The sequence below is a fragment of the Rhizobacter koreensis genome (assembly GCF_013366375.1).
Taxonomy (GTDB): domain Bacteria; phylum Pseudomonadota; class Gammaproteobacteria; order Burkholderiales; family Burkholderiaceae_C; genus Schlegelella_A; species Schlegelella_A koreensis.
Window position 1 is genome coordinate 291,624 of sequence record NZ_JABWMJ010000006.1, and the last position, 22,050, is coordinate 313,673.

Genomic DNA, 22,050 nt, shown 5'->3' on the forward strand with positions numbered 1-22,050 from the left:
ATTCAGTACGGCGTTCCATCCTTGTGCTCGAAGCTCCAGCGGCCGTCGACCAGCACGGCCTGGATGTCGTCGTCGGGATAGCTGCCCTCGTCGCCCGGCGTACGGTCGCCGATCTCGAGGTAGACCACCGCCTCGGCGGTTTCGTTGACGAGGCGATGGCCGTTGCCCGTCCCCGCGCGGAACCCCGCGCACATGCCGGGCGCGAGGCGCGTCAGCCCCTCGTCGGTGTGCAGCGTCGGGTGGCCTTCGAGCACGTAGACGAACTCGTCCTGCCGGCTGTGCGAGTGGCGCAGCGACGACACCGCACCCGGCGCGAGCCGGGTCAGGTTCACGCCGAAGTTGGCGAGCCCGAACAGGTCGCCGAGCGGATGCTTGTGGCGCCCGGCCATGCGCGAGGCGAACGGCTCGGGGTAGTTCGACGGCTTGACGCGCTCGGGGGCGTCGCGCGCGACGAGGGCGATCGGGAGCGATGGAGCGGACATGCGGCAGCGGCGGCAGGGCGGACGTGGGCGGCGCGAGGGGGCGGGCGGATGGTCAGTCGAGGCTGAGCCAGGGCGGTGTCAGCGCACTCGCGACATCGAGCGCGAGCGCGTGCCGGAACGTCGAGCGCCCGGTCGCTGGCCGGGCCGATGCCGTCGCCCTCACACCCGCAGCCAGCCCCGAAAGCCGCGTGCCGCGTAGTACGACTGCACGCCGTTGTGATAGACGAAGACGCGGCCGTAGCGGCGGTCGCCGAACAGCGCGCCGCCGAGCACGCGCAGGTCGGCGGGCGTGGCGAGCCAGCTCGACGTCTTGAGGTCGAACTCGCCCACGGCCTGCAGCGCGCGGTAGCGCTCCTCGTCGAGCAGCTCGATGCCGATTGCTTCCGCCATCTCGAGTGCGCTGCCGCGCGGCTTGGCTTCCTTGCGCGCGTCGAGCGCGGCACGGTCGTAGCAGAGGCTGCGTCGGCCGACCGGGCTCTCGGCCGAGCAGTCGCAGAACGTGAAGCGGCCGTCGACGGCGCCGCCGATCACGTCGGGCTCGCCGCCGCTCGCCTCCATGGCGTGCAGCGCGCGCAGGGCCGACGGGCTCGCCTCGACGCGCACCCGCACGTCGGCCCATGCCAGGCTGCGGTGGCGGACCATGTTCTTCTCGAAGCGGCGCTGCAGCGTCTGCAGCAGGGTCTCGCGTTCGACCGGGGTCATGGTGGCGTCCTCACTCGTGACGGAACTGCGGCGGCCGCTTGGTCAGGAAGGCGTCCATGCCCTCCTTCTGGTCGGCGGTCGCGAACACCGCGTGGAACAGGCGCCGCTCGAACGCCACGCCGTCCGCGAGCGTACCCTCGTAGGCGCGGTTCACGCATTCCTTGGCCATCGTCACGCTCGGCGCGCCGTAGCCGCAGATCGTCTCGGCCGCCTCGAGCGCGGTCGCGATGAGAGCGGCAGCGGGCACCACGCGCGAGACCAGCCCGGCACGCTCGGCCTCGTCGGCGTCCATGTTGCGGCCGGTCAGGATCATGTCCATCGCCTTGGCCTTGGAGATCGCGCGCGGCAGGCGCTGGGTGCCGCCGGCGCCGGGGAAGATGCCGATCTTGATCTCGGGCTGGCCGAACTTCGCGGTGTCGGCGGCGATGATGAAGTCGCACATCATCGCGAGCTCGCAGCCGCCGCCGAGCGCGTAGCCGGCGACCGCCGCGATGACCGGCTTCCTCACCGAGCGGATCGTTTCCCAGTTGCGGCTGATGAAGTCGGTGCGATAGGCGTCGATGAAGGTCAGCGGCTTCATCTCGGAGATGTCGGCCCCCGCGGCGAACGCCTTCTCGCTGCCGGTGATCACGATGCAGCCGACCCCGTCGTCGGCGTCGAACGCCTTCAGCGCCGCGCCGAGCTCGGTCATGAGCCGGTCGTTGAGGGCATTGAGCTGCTTGGGCCGGTTCAGCGTGACGAGGGCGACGCGGCGCGCGCCCTCGCCGTGCAGTTCGGTGCGGATCGTCTCGTACTCGGTCGTCGCGCTCATGGGGTTCCTGTTCGGTTGGTTGGCCGCGCGGGTCAGCCGCCGGCGAGCTCGGGCTTCTTCGAGATCGTCATGTCGATGTACGTCTCGGCATCCTGCTCGATGCGGATGCGCACCGGAAGGTAGCGCAAGCCCGGGGCGAACCAGATCTCGGCGCTGAGGTCGCCGCGCCTGGCGATGCCGCGCAGCGGCTTGAGGTGAAACGCCGGCACCGGGCCGAACGGCGTCGCGAGCGTCTCCTCGCCGAGCACGTCGTAGGTCCAGCGATCGGCGCCGCGCGGCAGCGCGAGCGGCATGACGACGCGGTTGCCGGGCGTCAGCAGGTGCGGCTGGGTGGTGAACAGCCACGTCAGCTGGATGAACTGGCTCGCCGTGTCCTGCATGCCGGGCCAGCGCTCGGCGCGCGTGCCGTTGCCGAGCACGACGGCCTCGTCGTCGAAGCGCACGGCGTTGCGCCGCGTCGGCCGGAACATCACGTCGGTGGTCTCGTCGTAGCGCTGCGGGACGAGGCCGCCGTCGCCGAGCGCGCCGGCGCTGCTCATCTGGCGCGCGATCAGCGGTGTCGCGCGCGGCCCGACGACGAGATCGATGTGGACCTGGTATTGCATGCCGACGCGGATCCACTCGACCTGCGCGCTGCCGTTGACGGCACCGCGGTAGTTGCCGGTGAGCAGGTAGGTGACGCGCGTCGACGCCGGCCATTCGAAGGCGACCGCGCCGGCCGGCGCCGACGCCGCGCCGGCGACGCGCGGTCCGGAGGCCGCATCCTCGCTCGCGAGGGCGGCGCTGGCCGGCGACGCGGCAGGATCGGCGGCAGGGCCCGCAGCGGCGACGGCCGGCGCCGCAGCCGATGCGGCGGCGGCCACCGCTGCGTCGACGCCGGACGCCGGCGCCGAGGCGGCCGCGAGTTCGGGCTGCGGCGCCGACGCCGCCTCTGCAAGCTCGGGGAGCGGCGGCTCCGGCACCTCGGTCGGCGCCGGGCTCGACGCGCCGCGCGGCGCCCGCGGAGCACGCGGCGCACGCGGGGCTGGCGCTGGCGGCGCGGGCGGCGCGACGACCACCGGCGCCGGCGTCTCGAGCTCGAGCGTCTTGACGTAGGCGACTTCGATGCGGGCGATCGCCGGCGCGGGGCTGGCGAACGCCGCCATCTCGGCGCCGATGTGCCGGGTGACGACGGCGTGCAGCAACGCCACCGCGGCGACGACGACGAGAAACGCGGCGCGGCGCCGCGGGCCCGCGCGGGGCGCCTGGCGCGCCGTGGGCGCGCCGGCGCGAGCGGCGCTCAGCCGCCGAGCCACGCCCGCCGCAGCGCGAGCGCCGCCGGCGTCGGGTCGGCTGCGGGCTTGAGCACGAGGCCGGCCGCCACCGAGGCGTGATCGGTGCCCGGAAGCGTCGCCGCGAGCTCGAGCACGCGCTGGTCGCGCGCGACCAGCAGCGTCGCGTCGCCGCTCGCCGGCCAGACGCGCAGCGCGTCGTCGAGGCGGCGCACGCGCCAGCCGCTGACCGCCAGCAGCTCGTCGCCCGCCGAGAGGCCGGCGCGCTCGCCGGCGCCGCCGCGCAGCACGTGGCTGATCTTCACGCCGGTGAGCGGGCTCTCGGCCACCCGCACACCCAGGCGCTGCGCGAGCGTCGCGGGCTGCAGGCGCCACTCGACGCCGATGCGCTCGAGCAGCGCGCGCAGCGGTAGCTCGCCGGTACCGTGCACCCAGGCGGCGAGCTCGTGGCCGTACGAGCGGCCGCCGACCTGCTCGAGCGCCGCCGCGATGTCGGCCTCGTCGATCGGGCCGCCGGCACTGGTCTGCCAGAGCCGCGTCATCACCGCGTCGAGGCTGCCGCGGCCTTCGGTGCGCAGCGTGAGGTCGAGCGCGAGCGCGACCAGCGCGCCCTTGGCGTAGTAGCTGATCGTCGCGTTGGGCGTGTTCTCGTCGGCCCGGTAGTACTTGACCCAGGCGTCGAAGCTCGCCTGCGCGACCGGCTGCAGCAGGCGGCCCGGCGTGCCGAGCACGCCGGCAACGTTCTTGGCGACGATTCCGAGGTAGCGCGTGGGGTCGACAAGGCCGCTCCTCAGCACGAACAGGTCGTCGTAGTACGACGTGAAGCCCTCGAAGAACCAGAGCAGCTCCGTGTAGTTCTCGCGCGTGTAGTCGAGCCGGGTGAAGTCGCGCGGCCGCAGCCGCTTGACGTTCCAGGTGTGGAAGTACTCGTGGCTGACGAGCCCGAGCAGCCCGACGTAGCCGTCGGCGCTCGCCGCCGCGTCGGCGCCGCGCCGCGGCAGGTCGCGGCGCGGCACCAGCAGCGCGGTGCTGGCGCGGTGCTCGAGCCCGCCATGGCCGTCGTCGACCGCATTGACGAGGAAGAGGTAGCGCTCGAACGGCGCCACCGCGGCCTCGCCATGCCAGAACGCGATCTCGGTCTCGCAGATGCGCCGGGTGTCCTCGAGGAGCTTCTCGCCGTCGAAGTCGGGCCAGGCGCCGGCGACCACCATCTCGTGAGGAATGCCGCGCGCGACGAAGCTGCCGCGCCAGAACCGGCCGAGCTCGACCGGATGGTCGACCAGCTCGTCGTAGTCGCCGGCGCGATACGCGCTGCCGCCCTTGGGGATCGGCGCCGGGCGCAGCGTGGTCGCGACCTGCCAGCCTGCAGGCAGTGCGCCGATCTCGAGACGATGCTCGTCGTTCTCGCGGCCTTCGACCCGCAGACACACGCTGGTGCCGTTGAAGAAGCCGCGATCGGCGTCAAGAAAGGCCGCGCGCACCGAGGTGTCGAACGCGTAGACGCGATACGTCAGGACCAGCGGCGTCGCCGGGTCGCAGGTCGCGATCCAGGTCGCCTTGTCGAGCTGGCGCAGCGGCACGGCGACGCCGCGCTGGGTGGCGATCAGCGCCGAGACATGGCGGCCGAACTCGCGGATCAGGTAGCTGCCCGGGATCCACGCCGGCATCGAGACGCGCTGCTCGCGCGCCGGAGTCGAGACGCTCAGCGCGACGCCGAACTGGTGCGCGTGGACGTCGGCGACGTCGATGCGGTAGCTGATCATGAGGGGGATGTGGTTGCGTGCGATCGTGGCCGATACGCCGCGGCGCGGTGATCGTGCCGGACCGGCGACTTCGCAGCGGTTCGGCGCGTGGCCCGCGCGGGATGCGGCGATGACGGCAGCACGGGGTCGCGTGGTCGCAGTCGGCGGCAGGGAAAGGGCCGGGCCATTCTAGAAGTCGGTCGCCGCGGCGGCCGGCCGCCGGTCGTTCGGCCCTGCCCGCGGCCGGGCCCGACGCGGCGGTTCCCCAGCGGCTCAAGCGCGGGCCACCACCGAAGCCGCGCCCGCGTCGCGCGCGATCAGCGCTGCCGCTCCTCCACCGGCTTGGGCGCATCGACCGGTTCCGGGCTCGTCATCCGGCGCCGCCACATCTTGACGAGCGCATCGGTGACCGCGAGCAGCAGCGGCCCGAGGATGATCCCGGAGGCGCCCAACAGCACCAGCCCGCCGAGCACCGAGACGAACACCGGCACCGCGTGCAGCCGGATGCGGTCCTTCACGACGAGCGGGTAGACCAGGTTGTCGGCGAGGCCGATCACGATGGTGCCGAACGCCGCCAGCATCGCCGCGTCGCACCAGCGGCCCTGCATGGCCAGGAAACCCGCGACCGGCAGCCAGACGATCGCGGCGCCGAGCACCGGGAGCACCGACAGCACGCCCATCACCGCGCCCCACAGCACCGGCGCCGGCAGGTCGAGCCACCAGAACGCGAGCCCGCCGAGCACGCCCTGCAGCACGGCGACGCCCATGGTTCCCCAGAAGGTGGCATGCACGGTGTCGGCGGTCACGTCGAACAGCTCGCGCGACTCGGGCTTGGTGAGCGGCAGGAAGCGCTCGACGGTCGCGAGCACGCGCACCCGGTCGCGCAGGAAGTAGAACAGGATGAACACCATGATCAGCCAGCCGGTCACCGCGGCGACCGAGCCGGTCAGCACGCTGCGCAGCACGCGCGCGGCGCCGCCGGTGAGGTCGCCGAGGATCGCCTTGACGTCGAAGCGGCGGTTCACGTTCTCGACCAGCGACGCGAGCTGCGGGTGCTTGGCGAGCGACTCCTGCCACATGCGCGTGGCCTCGCCGCCGCGCAGGCGCTCGAGGGCGTCGGCCGACTCGATGAGCAGCTCGGACGCGACCAGGGCGAACGGCAGCGCCACCAGCAGCGCCACCAGCACGGTCGCGAGCGCCGCCGCGAGCCACGGTCGCTCGATCCGTGCTTCGAGGCGGCGATGGAGCGGCCGCACCACGATCGCCAGCACCATCGCCCAGAGGATCGGCGCCAGCAGCGGGAAGACCACCGCGACGCAGAGGCCCACCCCGAGCAGCGCGAGCGCCGCGAAGCCCGCCGAGCGGACCTGCGGCCGGCTCTCGGTCGCCGGCTTCGCGGCTTCGCCGTCCGCGGCGTCAGCGTCCATGCGAGGCGGTGCTTGCCGGTCGGGCCGCTGACGATGCCACCGCGGGCGCCGACGTGCTCGCTGCAGGGTCCGCGGCGATGGCGGCACTCGCCCCCGCCCCAGCCGCTGCGGTCACCCGCCACACCGTGTTGCCGACGTCGTCGGCGACCAGCAGCGCGCCGCGCCTGTCGATCGCGACGCCGACCGGGCGCCCCTGGGCCTTCTCGTCGGCGTCGACGAAGCCGGTCAGCACGTCGATCGGCTGCCCGGTCGGCTTGCCAGCCGCGAACGGCACGAAGACGACCTTGTAGCCGCTCAGGGGCTTGCGGTTCCAGGAGCCGTGCAGGCCGACGAACATGCCGCGCTGCAACGGCGCCGGCAGCGCCGCGCCTTCGGCGGTCGCGAGGCCGAGCGGCGCGACGTGGGTGCCGAGCGCGAAGTCGGGCTTGACGGCACGCGCGACGAGGTCGGGCCGGGGCGGCTCGACGCGGGCGTCGACGTGCTGGCCCCAGTAGCTGTACGGCCAGCCGTAGAACGCGCCGTCCTTCACCGACGTGAGGTAGTCGGGGACCAGATCGCTGCCGATCTCGTCGCGCTCGTTGACCACCGTGAAGAGCGCGCCGCTCTCCGGCTCCCACGCCAGCCCGTTCGGGTTGCGCAGGCCGCTCGCGAACAGGCGCTTGGTGCCGGCCTTCGGGTCGACTTCCCAGATCGCGGCACGACCGTCCTCGTTGGCGAGGCCGTTCTCGCCGACGTTGCTGTTGGACCCGACCGTCGCGTAGAGCCTGCTGCCGTCCCTGCTGGCGATGACGTTCTTGGTCCAGTGGTGGTTGATCGGCCCGCCCGGGAGGTCGACCACCTTGCTGCCCGGGCCGGCGAGGCGCAGCGCGCCCGGCTCGTAAGCAAAGCGGACGATTGCGTCGGCGTTCGCCACGTAGAGGTCGTTGCCGACCAGCGCCATCCCGAACGGGGACATCAGGTTTTCGAGAAACACGCTCTTCACCTCGGCGACACCGTCGCCGTCGGCGTCGCGCAGCAGGGTGATGCGGTTCGGGCTCGGCACGCCGGCGCCGGCGCGCTCCATCACCTTCTTCATGATCCACGCCTTGAAGCCGCCACCCTCCTTCGGCGGCGCGTTCGACTCGGCCACGAGCACGTCGCCGTTCGGCAGCACGTGCAGCCAGCGCGGGTGGACGAGGCCGGTCGCCAGCGCGTTGACCTGGAGCCCGGCCGCGGGGACGGGCTTGCCGCCCTGGGGCCAGCCGACGGCGGGGGCGATGTCGACGGTCGGGATCAGCCGCCGGGTCGGCGCCGGCAGGGTGGGGTCCGGGCCGATGCTGCTGCTCCACGGCAGCTTCGACGATTCGGCGCAGCCGGCGAGCGCCAGGGCAGCGAGCAGGATCAGGGGGCGGTTCATCTCGGGCTCCAGACGCGGGACTCCCTCCGCTCGACCGGAGGACGACGCAGGCTAGCGTGCGACGCCGGCACGGCGCGTCGGCGAGGGCCGCGTCAGCCCGCCGGACACCCGGACGCGACGAACGCCGGAACGCTGGTCCACACGACCGCGAGCGCGCCGAGCAGCGCCGCGAGAGCCTGCACCCGCACCGAGAACACCAGCGGCTCGGCGCGCAGCGCGCGCCAGGCCTGCCAGGCCAGCGCGGCGACCGCGACCAGCGCGAGCACACTGCCTCCGGCGAGCGCCCAGCGCAGCAGCGATGCGCCGAACAGGTCGCGCGTCGCCCAGCCGGCACGACAGCCGACCGGGACGGCGGCGTAGCTGTAGAAGAAATGCAGCGCCCAGACGCCGAACGGCGCGGCGACCACCGCGGTGCGCGCGAAGAAGCGGTCGCCGGCGCGATCCATCAGAGCCAGGCCGCGACCGCGTACGGCACGAACGCGACGGCGAGCGCCTGCGCAGTGCTCGCGTGCCAGAGCAGCGCGACGTTCTCGAGCGTTGCACGCTGGCGCGGCGTGACGAGGCCGCACCCGATGCGCGCGCCCAGGTAGGCGGCGAAGAACAGCATCAGCACGACGTGAAAGCCGAGGTAGCTGAGCAGCGCGGCGACGGTGGCGCCCCAGGCGGTGGCGCGCGGCGCGAGCCCGGCACTCTGATGCGCGAGCAGCAGCGCGGCGAAGCCGGCCACGGCGGCGAGCGCGGCCGCGACGAGCCAGCCGCCGCGCCAGCGCGACGGCGTCGCGCGCGCCGCGCCGCGCCCGGCCAGCGCGACGAACAGCGAGCTCGCGACGAACGCGGCGGCGCCGAGCGCTGTGGTGCCGAGCGGTGGCAGCGCGGCGCCCGGCGGCGGGCACACCGCCCCGCGCATCGCGACGTGGATGTGCGCGAACACGATCGAGGCGAGCACCGTCGCGTCGACGACGACGAGGATCACGCTCGCCCACCACGAGTGCGAGCGCAGGCCGTGCGCGCCGACCGGAACGCTGACCCCTTCGCCGACGCTGGCGCTGGCGAGGCCCGGGTCGCGGTCGCTGTGCCAGAGCCACATCAGCGTGGTGACGATCGCGAGCACCCCGAACGCGAACGCGGTGACCATCCACTTCACCGTCAGCAGCAGGAAGAAGCCCGCCGTGCCGAGCGCGGCCAGCACCGGCAGCCAGCTGTCGCGCGGCAGCACGATGAGGTGCGAGAGGCGCGCCGCCGCCGGGCTGGTGACCAGCGTCTCGCGCAGGCCGGTCGGCGTGCCTGGCAGCCAGTGCGCGCCGGCGACCACCTCCTCGCTGAGCGTCGGCCGGTCCCAGAGCGGGTAGCGCGACGTCACCTGCGGCACGCTGCGCGTCGCGTAGTCCTCGGACGGAATCCACTCGAGCGTGCCGGCGTTCCACGGGTTGCCGTGCGGCCGCTCCGGCCGGCGCAGCGTGCGCGCGAGATCGAACGCGAGCAGCGCGAAGCCGGCGCCGAGCGCGACCGCGCCGAGCGACGAAACGAGGTTGACCGCTTCCAGGCCGACCCAGGCGTCGTAGGTGTAGACGCGGCGCGGCATGCCCAGGAGGCCCGCGATGTGCAGCGGGAAGAAGGTGACGTGGAAACCGCCGAACACGAGCCCGAACACCCAGCGACCCAGCCGCTCCGACAGCGGATGGCCGCCGAGCAGCGGCAGCCAGTAGTAGAGCGCGGCGAGCAGCGGCATGACGACGCCGCCGATCAGCACGTAGTGCAGGTGCGCGACGACGAAGTAGGTGTCGTGCGCCTGCCAGTCGAACGGCACCATCGCGACCATCACGCCGGTGAGACCGCCGATCACGAAGGTGAACAGGAACCCGAGCACGAACAGCGTCGGCGTGTTGACGCGTGCGCGGCCGCGCCAGAGCGTCGCGATCCACGCGAACACCTGCAGCCCGGCGGGCACCGCAACCGACAGGCTCGCCGCCGAGATCAGCATCGCCGAGAGCGGACCGATGCCGGCGGTGAACATGTGGTGCGCCCACAGCGCGAAGCTGATGACGCCGGTGCCGACCAGCGCGGCGACGATGGCGCCGTGGCCGGCGAGCGGCTTGCCGACCAGTGCCGGCAGCATCGCCGAGACCATGCCCGCCGCCGGCAGGAAGATGATGTAGACCTCCGGGTGGCCGAAGAACCAGAACAGGTGCTGCCAGAGCAGCGGGTCGCCGCCACGCTCGGCGACGAAGAACGGCCAGTCGAACGCGCGCTCCATCTCGAGCAGCGCAGTGCCCGCGATCACCGCCGGGAAGGCGAACACGATCATCAGACCGACGACCAGCATGGCCCACGCGTAGACCGGCATCTTCGCCAGCGACATGCCCGGCGCGCGCGTCATCAGGATGCCGACGATCAGCTCGATCGCGCCGGCGATCGCGCTGATCTCGATGAAGCCGATGCCGAGCAGCCAGAAGTCGGCGTTGAGCCCCGGCGAGTGCACCCGGCTGGTGAGCGGCGGATACATGAACCAGCCGCCGTCGGGCGCGAGGCCGAAGAAGAGCGTGCAGAAGAACGCGAGGCCGCCGAACGCGTAGGCCCAGTACGCGTACGCCGAAAGACGCGGGAACGGCAGGTCGCGCGCGCCCAGCATGTTGGGCAGCAGGTAGACCGCGAACGCCTCGACCACCGGCACCGCGAACAGGAACATCATCACCGTGCCGTGCATGGTGAAGACCTGGTTGTAGGTGTCGGGCGCGAGCAGGGTGTTGCCCGGCACCGCGAGCTGCGCGCGCATCAGGAGGCCCAGCACGCCGGCGAGCACCAGGAACAGCAGCGCGGTCCCGATGTACAGCTTGCCGATGTAGGTGTTGTTGACCGCGCGCGGGCGGCGCCAGCCCGTCGGCATCAACCAGGCGCGCTCGAGCGCCTCGCGCTCGCCGGACGGGCGCGGCAGGCGGTTCGGCAGTGCGGCGTCGTCGGCGCTCACCGCAGCGTCTCCAGATAGGCCGCGAGCGCGTCGACCGTCGCCGCATCGGCGCCGTCGAGCGCCGGCATGTGGGCGCCCGGCTTGAGCGCCTGCACGCCGGTGATCCAGCGCCCGAACGCGCCGGGCTCGTTGCGCAGCACGCCGGCGCCGAGGTGGAGCCGGCTCGCGACGTGGGTGAGATCGGGGCCGACGGTGCGTGCCTCGGAGACGCCGCGCACCGTGTGGCAGGCGGCGCAGCCGCGCTCGGCGAACGCGACGCGGCCGCGCGCGGCGGCGCCGGCGGGCTCGCCCGCGTCGACGGCCTGGCCCGCGAGCCAGCGGTCGAACGCCGCCGGCTCCTCGGCGACCACGTGCAACGTCATGCGCGCGTGCTGGGTGCCGCAGAACTCGGCGCACGGGCCGCGGTAGACGCCGGGCCGCACGGCGTCGATCGAGACGTGGTGCAGGCGCCCGGGCACCAGGTCGACCTTGCCGCCGAGCTCGGGCACCCAGAAGCTGTGGATCACGTCGGCGCTCGCGAGCGCAAGGCGCACCGGCCGGCCGACCGGCAGGCGCAGCTCGTTGGCGACGGCGACGCTGCGGCCGCTCGCCGGGTCGACGTAGCGGATCTCCCACCACCAGAGGCGGCCGGTCACCGAGACGACGAGCGCGTTCGGCGCGAGCGCCGCGCTCGCGGCGTCGGTGCGCCAGGTCCCGTAGAGCAGCAGCGCGCTCAGCACCCCGATCGGCATGACGAGCCCGCCGCCGACGATCCAGGCGGCGACCGGCACGTCGCGGCGGCGCCGGCGCAGCGCGAGCGCGGCGCAGGCGAGCGTGACCAGCGCGACGAGCGTCGTCAGGCCGATGAGCAGCCAGGTCATCTCCGTGAGCCGCGCAGCTTGCAGGCTCGCCGGCGCGAAGACCGACGCCGGGTTCATCGCAGGCTCATCAGGTAGGCCGCGATGTCGCGCGCATCGCGCGGCGAGACGCCCATGTCCGGCATCGGCGTGCCCGGCACCAGGGCCTGCGGCGACTCGATCCAGGCGATCAGGTTGGCGGGCAGGTTGGGCACCTCGCCGGCGATGTAGCTGCGCCGGCCGAACGCGGCGAGCGTCGGGCCGGCGGCGCCTTCGGACGCCGGCACTTCGGGGATCGCGTGGCAGCTTCCGCACTGGTACTGCGCGAGCAGCGCCTGGCCGCGCGTCGGGTCGGCTTCGGGGACTTGCGTGAACCGTGCGTCGGCGAGCGGACGGCGCTCGCAACCGGCGAGGCCGGCAAGCGCCGCCGCCGCGAGCAGCGCCGCGAGCGCGCGCGAGCGGCAAGAATGCGGCGTCACGCGGCCGCGCACCGGCGAGCGGCGTGGCGGCACGGCCATGACGCGCCGCGCCCTCCGTCCGTCGACCGACCTGCTCCGCGCCTGGAAATGACCGCCAATGAAGACTCTTCTGATCGTTCTGGCGGCGGGCGCCGCCCTCGGGTTCGGTACCGCCGCGGCGGTGGTGTACGGCGGACTCTATGACATCAGCGCGACGACGGCGCACACGCAGAGCGTCTACTCGCTGCTCGAGACCACGATGCGCCGGTCGGTGCAGCTGCGCGCGCGCGACATCGCGGTGCCCGACCTGACCGCGCCGGCGGTGGTCGCGCGCGGCGCCGCATGCTTTCGCGAGCACTGCGTGCAGTGCCACGGCGCGCCCGGCGTGGCGCCCGGCGCCGTCGGCAAGAGCATGCAGCCGCTACCGGGTTCGCTGATCGACGCCGCACGCCACTGGCGCCCGGCCGAGGTCTACTGGATCACCCGCAACGGCATCAAGATGAGCGGCATGCCGGCGTGGGCGCTGCGCCTTGCCGACGACGACATCTGGGCGACCGTGGCGTTCGTCGAGCGCCTGCCGCTGCTGTCGCCGAGCGCCTACGCCGCCGCGGTCGCGGAGCCCGCGCGCTGCGAGGAAAGCGAAGGCAGTGCGACCGCCTCGACGCCGTCGACGCCGACCAGCCGCGACGACGCCGCGCGCATCGCGCTGCAGCAGTACGCCTGTACCGCCTGCCACGTGGTGCCCGGCATCGCCGGGTCGAATCTGCAGGTCGGGCCGCCGCTCGCCGGCCTTGCCCGCCGCAGCCTGCTTGCGGGCGGTCTTCCGAACACGTCCGAGAACCTGGTGCGCTGGATCCGCGATCCGCGCGGCATCGACCCGCGCACCGCGATGCCCAACCTCGGCGTCGGCGAGGCGCACGCGCGCCTCATGGCGGACTATCTGCTCGGCTTGCGCTGAACGCCCAGGTCGCCGGCTCAGCAGCCTCGGCGCTCGGCAAGGCCGCAGCCGACGAGGGTGACGTGCACTGCCCGTCGGGCAGGGGCGCCACGGCGTCGGCGCGGCGCCAACGGTCGCTGCAGCGCTGCCTGGCGCTGACGCGGCGCCGGCGTCAGTTCGGGATGACCGGCCGGCCGGCGCTCGCGCCGAGCTCGCCCTTCGAGCGGCTCGCGAGCAGCTGGCGCTCGATCTGCTCGACGCCGACCGCGCCTGGCAGGTGGGTGCCGTCCTCGAACACGAGGCCCGGCGTGCCGCGCACCCGATGGCGCTGACCGAGCGCGGTGTTGCGCTGCAATGCGGAGGTGTCGCAGTTGGCGGCCGGCGCCGGCGTGCCCTCGAGCATCCAGTCGCGCCACGCCTTGGTGCTGTCCTTCGCGCACCAGATGTTGCGCGACTTCTCCGACGAGTCGGGGCCGAGGATCGGATAGAGGAAGGTGTAGACGGTGACGTCCTTGACCTGCTGCAGGTCACGCTCGAAACGTTTGCAGTAGCCGCAGTTCGGGTCCGCGAAGACGGCCATCTTGCGCGAGCCGTTGCCCTGCTTCCAGACCATCGCGTCCTTCAGCGGCAGCTTCGAGAAGTCGATCGCGGTGAGCTTGGCGATGCGCTGCTCGGTAAGGTTCGCGCGCGTGCGCGTGTCGATCAGCTGGCCTTCGATGAGGTACGTGCCCTGCTCGTCGGTGTAGAGCACGTCGGTGCCGACGCGCAGTTCGTAGATGCCGGGGATCGGCGTCTTCGTGATCTCGTCGATGCGCGGGAAGTCGGGCAGGCGCTCGGCGATGGCCTTGCGGATCTGCGCGTCCTGCGCGAAGCCGGGTTGCCCCAGCAGGGCCGCGGCAGCGGCGACGGCGAGCCAGCGAAGGGTCTTGGACATGGGGCGCTTTCAGGAGTTGAGCGCCTGGGCGGTCAGCCAGCGCTTGAGCGGCGTGATTCTATTGACGGCGCCGATGCCCTGGTTGCGAAGGCCCTTGAATGCGTCGGCATCGTGTGAAAAGAGACGCCACAGGGCGTCGGTGGTGCGCTGCATCGCCCACGTCGGCGCGGCGCGTTGCCGCACGTAGCGGCGCAGCAACCGTTCGTCGCCGAGGCGCCGCCACGGCTCGCGCGCGGCGATCACGTCGACGAGCGCCGCCACGTCGGCGAGGCCGAGGTTGAGGCCCTGCCCGGCGAGCGGATGGATCACGTGCGCGGCGTCGCCGAGCAGCACCCAGCCCGGCCCGCACCAGCTGCGCGCCTGCCCCACGCTCAGCGGCCAGGCCGCGCGCCGCGACGCGAGCGCGAGCTCGCCGGCTGCGCCGCCGGTCGCCGCCATCAGCTCGGCGACGAAGCCGGCATCGTCGGCGTCGAGCAGCGCCCGGGCGCGCGCGTCCGGCAGCGACCAGACCAGCGCGTACGAGGCGCCGCCGCGCGGCTTGTCGATCGGCAGCAGCGCCAGCACGTCCGGCGAGCGGAACCACTGCAGCGCGGTGCCGGCGTGCGGCGCGCTCGCCGTCAGGCGCGCGGCGATCGCGCGCTGGCCGTAGGGATGCTCGTCGAAGGCGACGCCGAGCTCGGCACGCCCGGCCGACGCCCGCCCCTCGCAGATCGCGGTCAGCGCCGCGGGCTGCAGCGCCGTGCCGACGCTCACGTGCGGCGCGAAGCGGAGCGCGCTGTCGAGCTCGCGCTCGACCGCGGCGGCGTCGACGATCCAGGCGAGCTCGCCGACGCGCTGCTGCCAGGCCGAGAACTCGAGCGCGCTCGCGCCGTCGTCGCCGCGCACCCGCATGTCGTAGACCGGCGTCGCGTCGCCCGGGGCGAGCGCGTCCCAGACCTTGAGGCTGGCGAGAAGCCGCACCGACGCGGCGTTGAGCGCATAGGCGCGCACGTCCTCGGGAGCGTCGGCGCGGCGCGGCTCGGCCTGCAGCGCGACCGTCACGCCGATTCGGCCGAGCGCGAGCGCGAGCGCCTTGCCGACGATCCCGCTGCCCCGCACCTGCACATCGATGGCCGTCGTCACCCGGCGATTGTAGGAAGCGGCCGAGCCGGCCCCCGCGACGCGGCGCGCCGTTGCGACCTGCGGAGCGTCGCGCCCGCCTGCGCCAAGCCGTCGTCGAGCGCACCGCGAGGGGGGCGGGCCGTGGTAGAACGACCGGTCGCGAGCGGAGCGCCCGGCTCCCGGCTCGCAGAGCTCGTCGATCGCGGCCGTCGTGGGCCGGCCGCACGACGCGGAGACGACGCATGCACCGATGGATCCTCGACGCCGACGGCGCCCCCGCGCGCGCCCATGCCGCGCGCGCGCCCGGTGACGCGCTGGCCGGCGTGATCGGCAGCATCGGCACCGCGAACTTCGGCACCGAGGCGCTCGCCAGCCTCAATGCCGCGCTGCCGGTCGACTCGTGGTCGATCTACCGGGTGCACCGGCACCAGCCGCCGCGCCTGCACGCGTCGGGCAGCTTCGGCATCCCCGACACCACCGGCGAGTGCTTCCGCGTCTATCGCGCCGGCCTCTACCAGGCCGACGCGAGCTTCGACCCCGTCCATGAGGCGGCGCCCGGCGCTCCGGCGATCATGACGCACTGGTCGGCCGACGAGCTCGGCGCGGCGCACCGCGAGCAGATCTACCTGCGCTACGGCATGCGCGAGCGCCTTTCGCTGATCCTCGCCGAGCCGGACGGCGGGCTGATGTCCGTCAACCTCTATCGCCACGAGCACCAGCGCCGCTTCGACGACGCCGAGTTCGAATGGGCGCAATCGGCCGCACGCTGGCTGCTTGCCTGCGTGACGCGGCACATCGAGCTGGCGGCGCGGCTCGGCGTCGAGGCGTGCCCGGAGGCCGACGAGCCCGCGGTCGCGCCGCTCGCCCACGCGCTCGAGCGGCTGCGCCGGCGCTGCCCCGGCCTCACCGCGCGCGAGACCCAGATCTGCGAGCGCCTGTTGCGCGGCTGGAGTCACGACGGCATCGCGAGCGACCTGGGCCTGTCGGTTGCGACCGTCAAGACCTACCGCAATCGCGCGTTCGATCGTCTGGGCATCCACTTCCGCAGCGAGCTGTTCAGCCTCGCGATGCACACGGGCGAGCCGACGCACTGACCGTGGCGGCACGCCGCCGCGCCCGACGCGCTCGACACAGCCTGGTTGCGGCAGCGGCTCCGCAACTGGGCGCGGATCCGCCACCGCGCTTGCCAGCCGTGGCGGGCGGAGGCCGCGCCGAGCGGCGCCGCGCCTCGGGGTTTCCCTGTCGTTCTCCGGGATGACAGGCGCCGCGCGATGCCTCCCTAGCATCCGTGGCCACCTGTTCGACGAGGCAACACCATGACCCGCCTGCACCTTTCCCCGGCCGTGCTCGGCCTTTCGATCCTCGCCGCGCTCGCCGGCTGCGGCGGCGGCGACGGCGACGACGACGCCGCGGCAGTGCCGCTGAACGCGACCGAGGCGTGCGCCAACGTTGCGAGCGCCGGTCTCGCGGCGACCACGCTTGCCGCCCAGCACAACGCCGACGGCGCTGCCACGGTGGCCGGCACCGCCCTCAACGCGCACTGTGTGGTCGACGGCAAGACCAACGAGCGCATCGGCATCAACGGCAAGACGTTCCAGATCGGCTTTCGCCTGCGCATGCCCGACAACTGGAACGGCCGCCTGGTCTTCGTCGGCGGCGGCGGCAACGACGGCAGCGTCGGCAACGCGGTCGGCCCGAACGTCGGCCCGATCACGGCGATGGTGCCGGCGATCCAGCAGGGCTATGCGGTCGTCAGCACCGACGGCGGCCACACCGGCGGCGCCGGCGCCGACTTCGGCTCGGACTCGATCGCCCGCGTCGACCACGCCTACAACGCGTTCGACGTGACCGCGGTCAACGCCAAGGCGCTGATCGCGAAGCGCTACGGCCGCGGACCCGACAAGTCGTACTTCATCGGCGGCTCCGGCGGCGGGCGCCAGGGGATGATGTTCACGCAGCGGTTCCCGAGCTACTTCGACGGCGTGATCGCGTCGTACCCGGCAATGCGCGTGGCCAGCGGCGGAACCATCGGCGCGATGTGGAACCACATCCAGTTCACCGCGATCGCGCCGGTCGAGAACGGCGCGCCGATCCTCAGCAAGGCGTACAGCGACGCCGACCTCAACCTTACGGCGGCCAAGATCCTCGAGCAGTGCGATGCGCTCGACGGCACGGCCGACGGCATGGTCAACAACTTCAAGGCCTGCCACTTCGACCCCGTGGTGCTGCAGTGCCCGGGCGCCAAGACGGCGACCTGCCTGACCGCACCGCAGGTCACCGCGCTGCGGCGCCTCTTCAGCGGACCGGTGAACTCCGCCGGCACCTCGCTCTACGTCGGGCAGGTCACCGACCCCGGCATCTCGACCGCGGGCTGGCGCGCCTGGGCGCTGGGCTCGTCGACCACCGCGACGCCCGACTCGCGCTACGTCACGCTGATGCAGGACGCGCTGCGCTGGGAGTTCTTCACCCCGCCCGACCCGACCTTCAACGGCCTCGCCTTCAACTTCGACACCGACCCGGCGCGCATGGCGTGGACCTCGTCGATCTACGACACCTATCGGGACGACCGCCTCACGGCGTACAAGGCGCGCGGCGGCAAGCTGATGTTCGTGCACGGCCTCGCCGACCCGATCTTCTCGGCCAAGGACACCGTCGACTACGTCGAGCGGCTCGCCGCGAACAACGGCGGCATGACGGCGGCGCAGGCGTTCGTGCGCCTCTTCCTGATGCCGGGCGCGGTGCACGGCCCCGGAGGCCGCTCGACCGACCTCGTCGACCTGCTGACGCCGATGGTCGAGTGGGTCGAGAAGGGCAACGCGCCCGACTCGCTGCTGGCCGGCGCGCCCGCGAACCACGCATGGTTCCCGAACCGCACGCGGCCGCTCTGCCCGTATCCGACCTTCGCGAAGTACCGCGGCAGCGGCAGCATCGAGTCGGCGGCGAGCTTCAGCTGCGAAGTCAGCTGACGCCTCGGGGTAGCCTTGCGGGCCGAGCGGCGACCGGCCGCTCGCCCGCCACGCCGAACACCGATCGCCATGACCGTCCGCCCGCGCAGCGCTCGCCGCCCCAACGTCGTGTTCATCGTCGCCGACGACCTCGGCCACGCCGACCTCGGCTGCTACGGCGGCCGGCCGGCCGACTTCGGACCGGTATCGCCCACGCTCGACCGCATGGCGGCGAACGGCATCCGCTTCACGCAGGGCTACGCCAACTCGCCGGTGTGCTCGCCGACCCGCTTCGCGCTGATGACCGCGCGTTACCAGTACCGGCTGCGCGGCGCCGCCGAGGAGCCGATCCGCAACAACTCGCGCGGCAGCACCACGCTGGGCCTGCCGGCCGACCAGCCGACGATCGCGTCGCTGCTGCGCGACGCCGGCTACCGCACCGCGCTGGTCGGCAAGTGGCACCTGGGCCTGCCGCCGCACTTCGGACCGCTGCGCTCGGGCTACGAGCACTTCTACGGACCCATGTCGGGCGGCGTCGACTACTTCAGCCACTGCTCGGGCAACGGCGTGCACGACCTCTGGGACGGCGACGAAGAAGTCCACCACGAGGGCTACCTCACCGACCTGCTCTCCGACCGCGCGGTCGTGACGGTGCGCGAGTTCGCGTCGGGTGACGCGCCGTTCCTGCTGAGCCTCCACTACACCGCGCCGCACTGGCCGTGGGAAACGCGCGACGACGCCGGCCGCGCGCTGGTCGTTCGCGACAACCTGTTCGACCTCGCCGGCGGCAACATCCACACCTATCGCCGGATGATCCACCACATGGACGAAGGCATCGGCCGCGTGCTCGGCGCGCTCGCCGACGCCGGCGTGCTCGACGACACGCTCGTCGTCTTCACCAGCGACAACGGCGGCGAGCGCTTTTCGGACAACTGGCCGCTCGTCGGCGGCAAGATGGACCTCACCGAAGGCGGGATCCGGGTGCCGTGGATCGCCCAGTGGCCGGCGCTGATCGGACCGGGCCGCGTCAGCGCGCAGCACTGCCTCACGATGGACTGGAGCGCGACGCTCCTCGACGCCGCCGGTGTCGCCGCGGCGCCCGAGCATCCGCTCGACGGCGTCTCGCTGCTCGACGTCCTCGCTGGCGGCCCCGAGTTCGAGCGGCCGATGCACTGGCGCATGAATCACCGCGGCCAGCGCGCCCTGCGCCATGGGCGCTGGAAGTACCTGCAGGTCGACGGCCACGAATACCTGTTCGACATCGACGCCGACGAGCGCGAGCGCGCCAATCGCGCGCCGCTCGAGCCCGAGCGCCTCGCTCGCATGCGCGACCACTGGCAGCGCTGGAACGACTCGATGCCGCCGATCCCCGCCGACGCGACGGTGAGCCTCGGCTATTCGGTCAAGGACATGCCGCAGCGCTGAGGCGCGACGGCGCCTCGAGCACCCACACTTCCGCACCATGGCCATCCGCGACAACCGCTCCGAATGGGACGCCGAAAGCGCCGGCGTCGAGCTGCTCGACCTCACCGTGGGCGAGCTCGTCGACCGCCAGGCCGAGGCGCTCGGCGACCGCGAGGCGGTGGTCTATCGCTACCCCGAGATCGGCCTCGACCTGCGACTCGGCTTTCGCGAACTGCGCGAGCGCGTCGATGCGGTCGCGCGGGGCCTGATCGCGCTCGGCGTCGGCGCCGGTGACAAGGTCGCGGTGCTCGCGACCAACGTGCCCGAGTGGCTGCTGCTCGAACTCGCGGTGCCGAAGATCGGCGCCGTGCTGGTGACGGTGAACACCAATGTGCGCTCGAGCGAGCTCGAGTACCTGCTGCGCCAGGCCGACGTGCACACGATCGTGCTGATGGCCGAGTACCGCGGCAACGCCTATGCCGACGCGCTGGCCGCGTTGGTGCCCGAGCTCGCGGCGATCGACGAGCCGCTGCGGCAGCCGATCGCGAACGACGCCTTTCCGCAGCTGCGCTGCGCCGTGCTGCTCGGCGAACGCGAGCGCGCCGGATTCATGCCGTTCGCGACCATGCTCGAGGCCGGGAACGCGGTCGACGCGGGCGTGCTGCGCGAGCGCCAGGCTGCGGTGCGACCGCGCGACACGTCGCAGATCCAGTTCACGAGCGGGACCACCGGCGCGCCCAAGGGCGCCATGATCACGCATCGCGGCACCATCAACAACGCGCGCCTGTTCGGGATGCGCGCGGGTCTGCAGCCGGGCGACCGCATGGTCACCGCGATGCCGTTCTTCCACACCGCCGGCAACGTGGTCGACGTGCTCGGCCTGTTGGTGCACGGCGCCACGCTGATCAAGGCGATCCACTTCGACGCCCTCAAGCTGCTCGAGCTCGTCGCCGCGGAGCGCGCGACCATCCTGCACGGCGTGCCGACGATGCTCATCGCGATGCTGCAGCACCCGCGCGTCGCCGAGTTCGATGCCTCGAGCGTGCGCATCGTCATCTCGGGCGGCACGCCGATCCCGGTGCCGGTGCTCGAGCAGGTCAAGGCGCGCTTCGGCGCCGACCCGGTGATCGGCTTCGGCATGACCGAGGCCGGGCCGATGGTCACCGGCACGCTGGCGAGCGACAGCTTCGGGCTCAAGTCGGCGACGGTCGGCATCCCGCTGCCGCACATCGCGCTGAAGATCGTCGATGCCGAGGGTCGGGTGGTGCCGCTCGGCACGCCCGGCGAGCTGCTGGTGCGCACGTTCAGCGTGATGAGCGGCTACTACAGGATGCCCGAGAAGACCGCGGAGGCGATCGACGGAGACGGCTGGCTGCACAGCGGCGACCTCGCCACCATCGACGCGCACGGCTACGTGCGCATCGTCGGCCGCATCAAGGACATGATCATCCGCGGCGGCGAGAACGTGTACCCGGCCGAGGTCGAGAACTTCCTGATGCGCCACCGGGCCATCCAGCAGGCGCAGGTGGTCGGCGTGCCCGATCCGTACATGGGCGAGGAGGCCGCCGCCTTCGTGCAGCTGCGCGCCGGCATGCAATTGTCCGAAGACGAGCTGCGCGACCACTGCAAGGCCAACATGAGCCGGCACAAGCTGCCCAAGTACTTCCGCTTCGTCGAGAGCTTTCCGCTGACGCCGAGCGGCAAGGTCCGCAAGTTCGAGCTGCGCGACGGTTTCGTCGCCGAGCTCGAAGGCGCGTCGGGCAGCAAGGTGACGCCGTGAGCGAGATGCTGCCGCTGCTGTACCGGAAGGACGGCGCGATCGCGACGTTCACGCTCAATCGCCCCGCCGCGCGCAACGCGCTGACGCCCGAGCTCGTGTGCCGCCTCGCCGACGCCGTGGCCGACTTCGTCGCCGACCCGGCCCTGCGCGTCGGCATCCTCACCGGGGCCGGCGACAAGGCGTTCTGCTCCGGCGGCGACCTCGGATCGATGCTGCCGCTGATCAGCGGCGACCGCGCGCCGGCCGACGAGTGGGACCGCCGCGTTCTCGACGAGCCGTTCGTGATGGCGGCGGCGTCGCTGCGCGAATTCCCGATCGACAAGCCGCTGATCGCCGCCATCAACGGCGCCTGCATGGCCGGCGGCATGGAGATGGTGCTCGGCACCGACATCCGCGTCGCCGCCGAGCACGCGACGTTCGCGCTGCCCGAGGTGCGGCGCGGCGTGCTGCCGTTCGCCGGGTCGATGGTCCGCCTGCCGCGGCAGATCGGCTGGACTGCGGCGATGGAGCTGCTGCTGGTCGGCGAGCCGATCGATGCGGCCGAGGCGCGCCGCATCGGCCTCGTCGGCCACATCGTCCCCGCCGCCGAGGTGATGCCGAAGGCGCTCGAGCTCGCGCGCCGGATCGCCGCCAACGCGCCGCTGGCGGTGCAGCGCGTCAAGCACACCGCGGTCGCCGCGAGCGGATTGCCGCTCGCCGAAGGCTTTCGCCTCGAGGACGAGAGCAAGCGCATGGTCATGGCGTCCGACGATGCGCGCGAGGGACCGCGCGCGTTCATGGAAAAGCGCGCGCCGAACTACACCGGGCGCTGAACCCGATCCGGCCGACCATCGACCAGTACGTCGCGGCGAGCACGAGC

General features: G+C 72.8%; 19 protein-coding genes. 6 read left to right on the top strand and 13 right to left on the bottom strand.

What is annotated here, in order from left to right:
• Nucleotides 1–2: 2 nt before the first annotated feature.
• The 11 genes from HQN59_RS14655 to HQN59_RS14705 all read right to left on the bottom strand — a co-directional run bounded on the left by HQN59_RS14655 (nt 3) and on the right by HQN59_RS14705 (nt 12,150).
• Complete coding sequence (locus HQN59_RS14655; RefSeq protein ID WP_176069845.1) at nt 3–482, bottom strand: cupin domain-containing protein; 480 nt, start codon at nt 480–482, stop codon at nt 3–5.
• Nucleotides 483–641: 159 nt separating this feature from the next.
• Nucleotides 642–1,184, bottom strand: coding sequence for a DUF4256 domain-containing protein (locus HQN59_RS14660; protein WP_176069846.1), 543 nt, complete (start codon nt 1,182–1,184; stop codon nt 642–644).
• A 10-nt stretch (nt 1,185–1,194) separates the two neighbouring features.
• Nucleotides 1,195–1,995, bottom strand: coding sequence for an enoyl-CoA hydratase (locus tag HQN59_RS14665; protein WP_176069847.1), 801 nt, complete (start codon nt 1,993–1,995; stop codon nt 1,195–1,197).
• Nucleotides 1,996–2,027: 32 nt separating this feature from the next.
• Nucleotides 2,028–3,290 (bottom strand): DUF3108 domain-containing protein, encoded by a 1,263-nt coding sequence (locus HQN59_RS26150; protein ID WP_176069848.1) that lies wholly within the window; start codon nt 3,288–3,290, stop codon nt 2,028–2,030.
• Complete coding sequence (locus HQN59_RS14675; protein WP_176069849.1) at nt 3,275–5,029, bottom strand: M61 family metallopeptidase; 1,755 nt, start codon at nt 5,027–5,029, stop codon at nt 3,275–3,277. Before HQN59_RS14675 ends, HQN59_RS26150 begins: the two co-directional genes overlap by 16 nt.
• Before the next feature lie 296 nt (nt 5,030–5,325).
• Complete coding sequence (locus tag HQN59_RS14680) at nt 5,326–6,435, bottom strand: AI-2E family transporter (RefSeq protein WP_176069850.1); 1,110 nt, start codon at nt 6,433–6,435, stop codon at nt 5,326–5,328.
• Nucleotides 6,425–7,831, bottom strand: coding sequence for a PQQ-dependent sugar dehydrogenase (locus tag HQN59_RS14685; RefSeq protein WP_176069851.1), 1,407 nt, complete (start codon nt 7,829–7,831; stop codon nt 6,425–6,427). Before HQN59_RS14685 ends, HQN59_RS14680 begins: the two co-directional genes overlap by 11 nt.
• A 92-nt stretch (nt 7,832–7,923) precedes the next feature.
• Nucleotides 7,924–8,277: a hypothetical protein gene (locus tag HQN59_RS14690; RefSeq protein WP_176069852.1), complete on the bottom strand. Its 354-nt coding sequence runs from the start codon at nt 8,275–8,277 to the stop codon at nt 7,924–7,926.
• The gene (locus HQN59_RS14695; RefSeq protein WP_342451210.1) at nt 8,277–10,796 is read right to left on the bottom strand and encodes a cbb3-type cytochrome c oxidase subunit I; all 2,520 of its coding nucleotides are present in this window, start codon (nt 10,794–10,796) and stop codon (nt 8,277–8,279) included. The genes HQN59_RS14690 and HQN59_RS14695 overlap by 1 nt, the downstream gene beginning before the upstream one ends.
• Nucleotides 10,793–11,713: a cytochrome c oxidase subunit II gene (locus HQN59_RS14700; RefSeq protein ID WP_176069853.1), complete on the bottom strand. Its 921-nt coding sequence runs from the start codon at nt 11,711–11,713 to the stop codon at nt 10,793–10,795. Before HQN59_RS14700 ends, HQN59_RS14695 begins: the two co-directional genes overlap by 4 nt.
• Nucleotides 11,710–12,150 carry a c-type cytochrome gene (locus tag HQN59_RS14705; RefSeq protein WP_176069854.1) on the bottom strand — a complete coding sequence of 147 codons (441 nt, stop codon included), beginning with the start codon at nt 12,148–12,150 and terminating at the stop codon, nt 11,710–11,712. The genes HQN59_RS14700 and HQN59_RS14705 overlap by 4 nt, the downstream gene beginning before the upstream one ends.
• A gap of 58 nt (nt 12,151–12,208) precedes the next feature.
• Between HQN59_RS14705 and HQN59_RS14710 the strand changes: the two genes are divergently transcribed.
• Entirely contained in the window at nt 12,209–13,048 is an 840-nt protein-coding gene (locus HQN59_RS14710; RefSeq protein WP_176069855.1) for a c-type cytochrome, read from the top strand.
• A gap of 151 nt (nt 13,049–13,199) precedes the next feature.
• Here the strand turns inward: HQN59_RS14710 and HQN59_RS14715 are convergent, their stop codons facing one another.
• Both HQN59_RS14715 and HQN59_RS14720 read right to left on the bottom strand, forming a co-directional pair.
• Nucleotides 13,200–13,961, bottom strand: a complete 762-nt coding sequence (locus HQN59_RS14715) for a DsbC family protein (RefSeq protein WP_176069856.1) — start codon at nt 13,959–13,961, stop codon at nt 13,200–13,202.
• Nucleotides 13,962–13,970: 9 nt separating this feature from the next.
• On the bottom strand, nt 13,971–15,083 hold the full coding sequence (locus tag HQN59_RS14720; RefSeq protein WP_176069857.1) for an FAD-dependent monooxygenase: 1,113 nt from the start codon (nt 15,081–15,083) through the stop codon (nt 13,971–13,973).
• A gap of 221 nt (nt 15,084–15,304) precedes the next feature.
• On the opposite strand from HQN59_RS14720, the gene HQN59_RS14725 reads away from it, so the two are divergent.
• The 5 genes from HQN59_RS14725 to HQN59_RS14745 all read left to right on the top strand — a co-directional run bounded on the left by HQN59_RS14725 (nt 15,305) and on the right by HQN59_RS14745 (nt 22,003).
• The gene (locus HQN59_RS14725; RefSeq protein ID WP_176069858.1) at nt 15,305–16,156 is read left to right on the top strand and encodes a helix-turn-helix transcriptional regulator; all 852 of its coding nucleotides are present in this window, start codon (nt 15,305–15,307) and stop codon (nt 16,154–16,156) included.
• Nucleotides 16,157–16,378: 222 nt separating this feature from the next.
• Entirely contained in the window at nt 16,379–18,028 is a 1,650-nt protein-coding gene (locus HQN59_RS14730) for a tannase/feruloyl esterase family alpha/beta hydrolase (protein WP_176069859.1), read from the top strand.
• 69 nt (nt 18,029–18,097) lie between these two features.
• On the top strand, nt 18,098–19,432 hold the full coding sequence (locus HQN59_RS14735) for a sulfatase family protein (protein WP_176069860.1): 1,335 nt from the start codon (nt 18,098–18,100) through the stop codon (nt 19,430–19,432).
• 37 nt (nt 19,433–19,469) lie between these two features.
• Nucleotides 19,470–21,191, top strand: a complete 1,722-nt coding sequence (locus HQN59_RS14740; protein WP_176069861.1) for an AMP-binding protein — start codon at nt 19,470–19,472, stop codon at nt 21,189–21,191.
• A 5-nt stretch (nt 21,192–21,196) separates the two neighbouring features.
• Nucleotides 21,197–22,003: an enoyl-CoA hydratase-related protein gene (locus HQN59_RS14745; RefSeq protein WP_176069926.1), complete on the top strand. Its 807-nt coding sequence runs from the start codon at nt 21,197–21,199 to the stop codon at nt 22,001–22,003.
• Nucleotides 22,004–22,050: the final 47 nt, after the last annotated feature.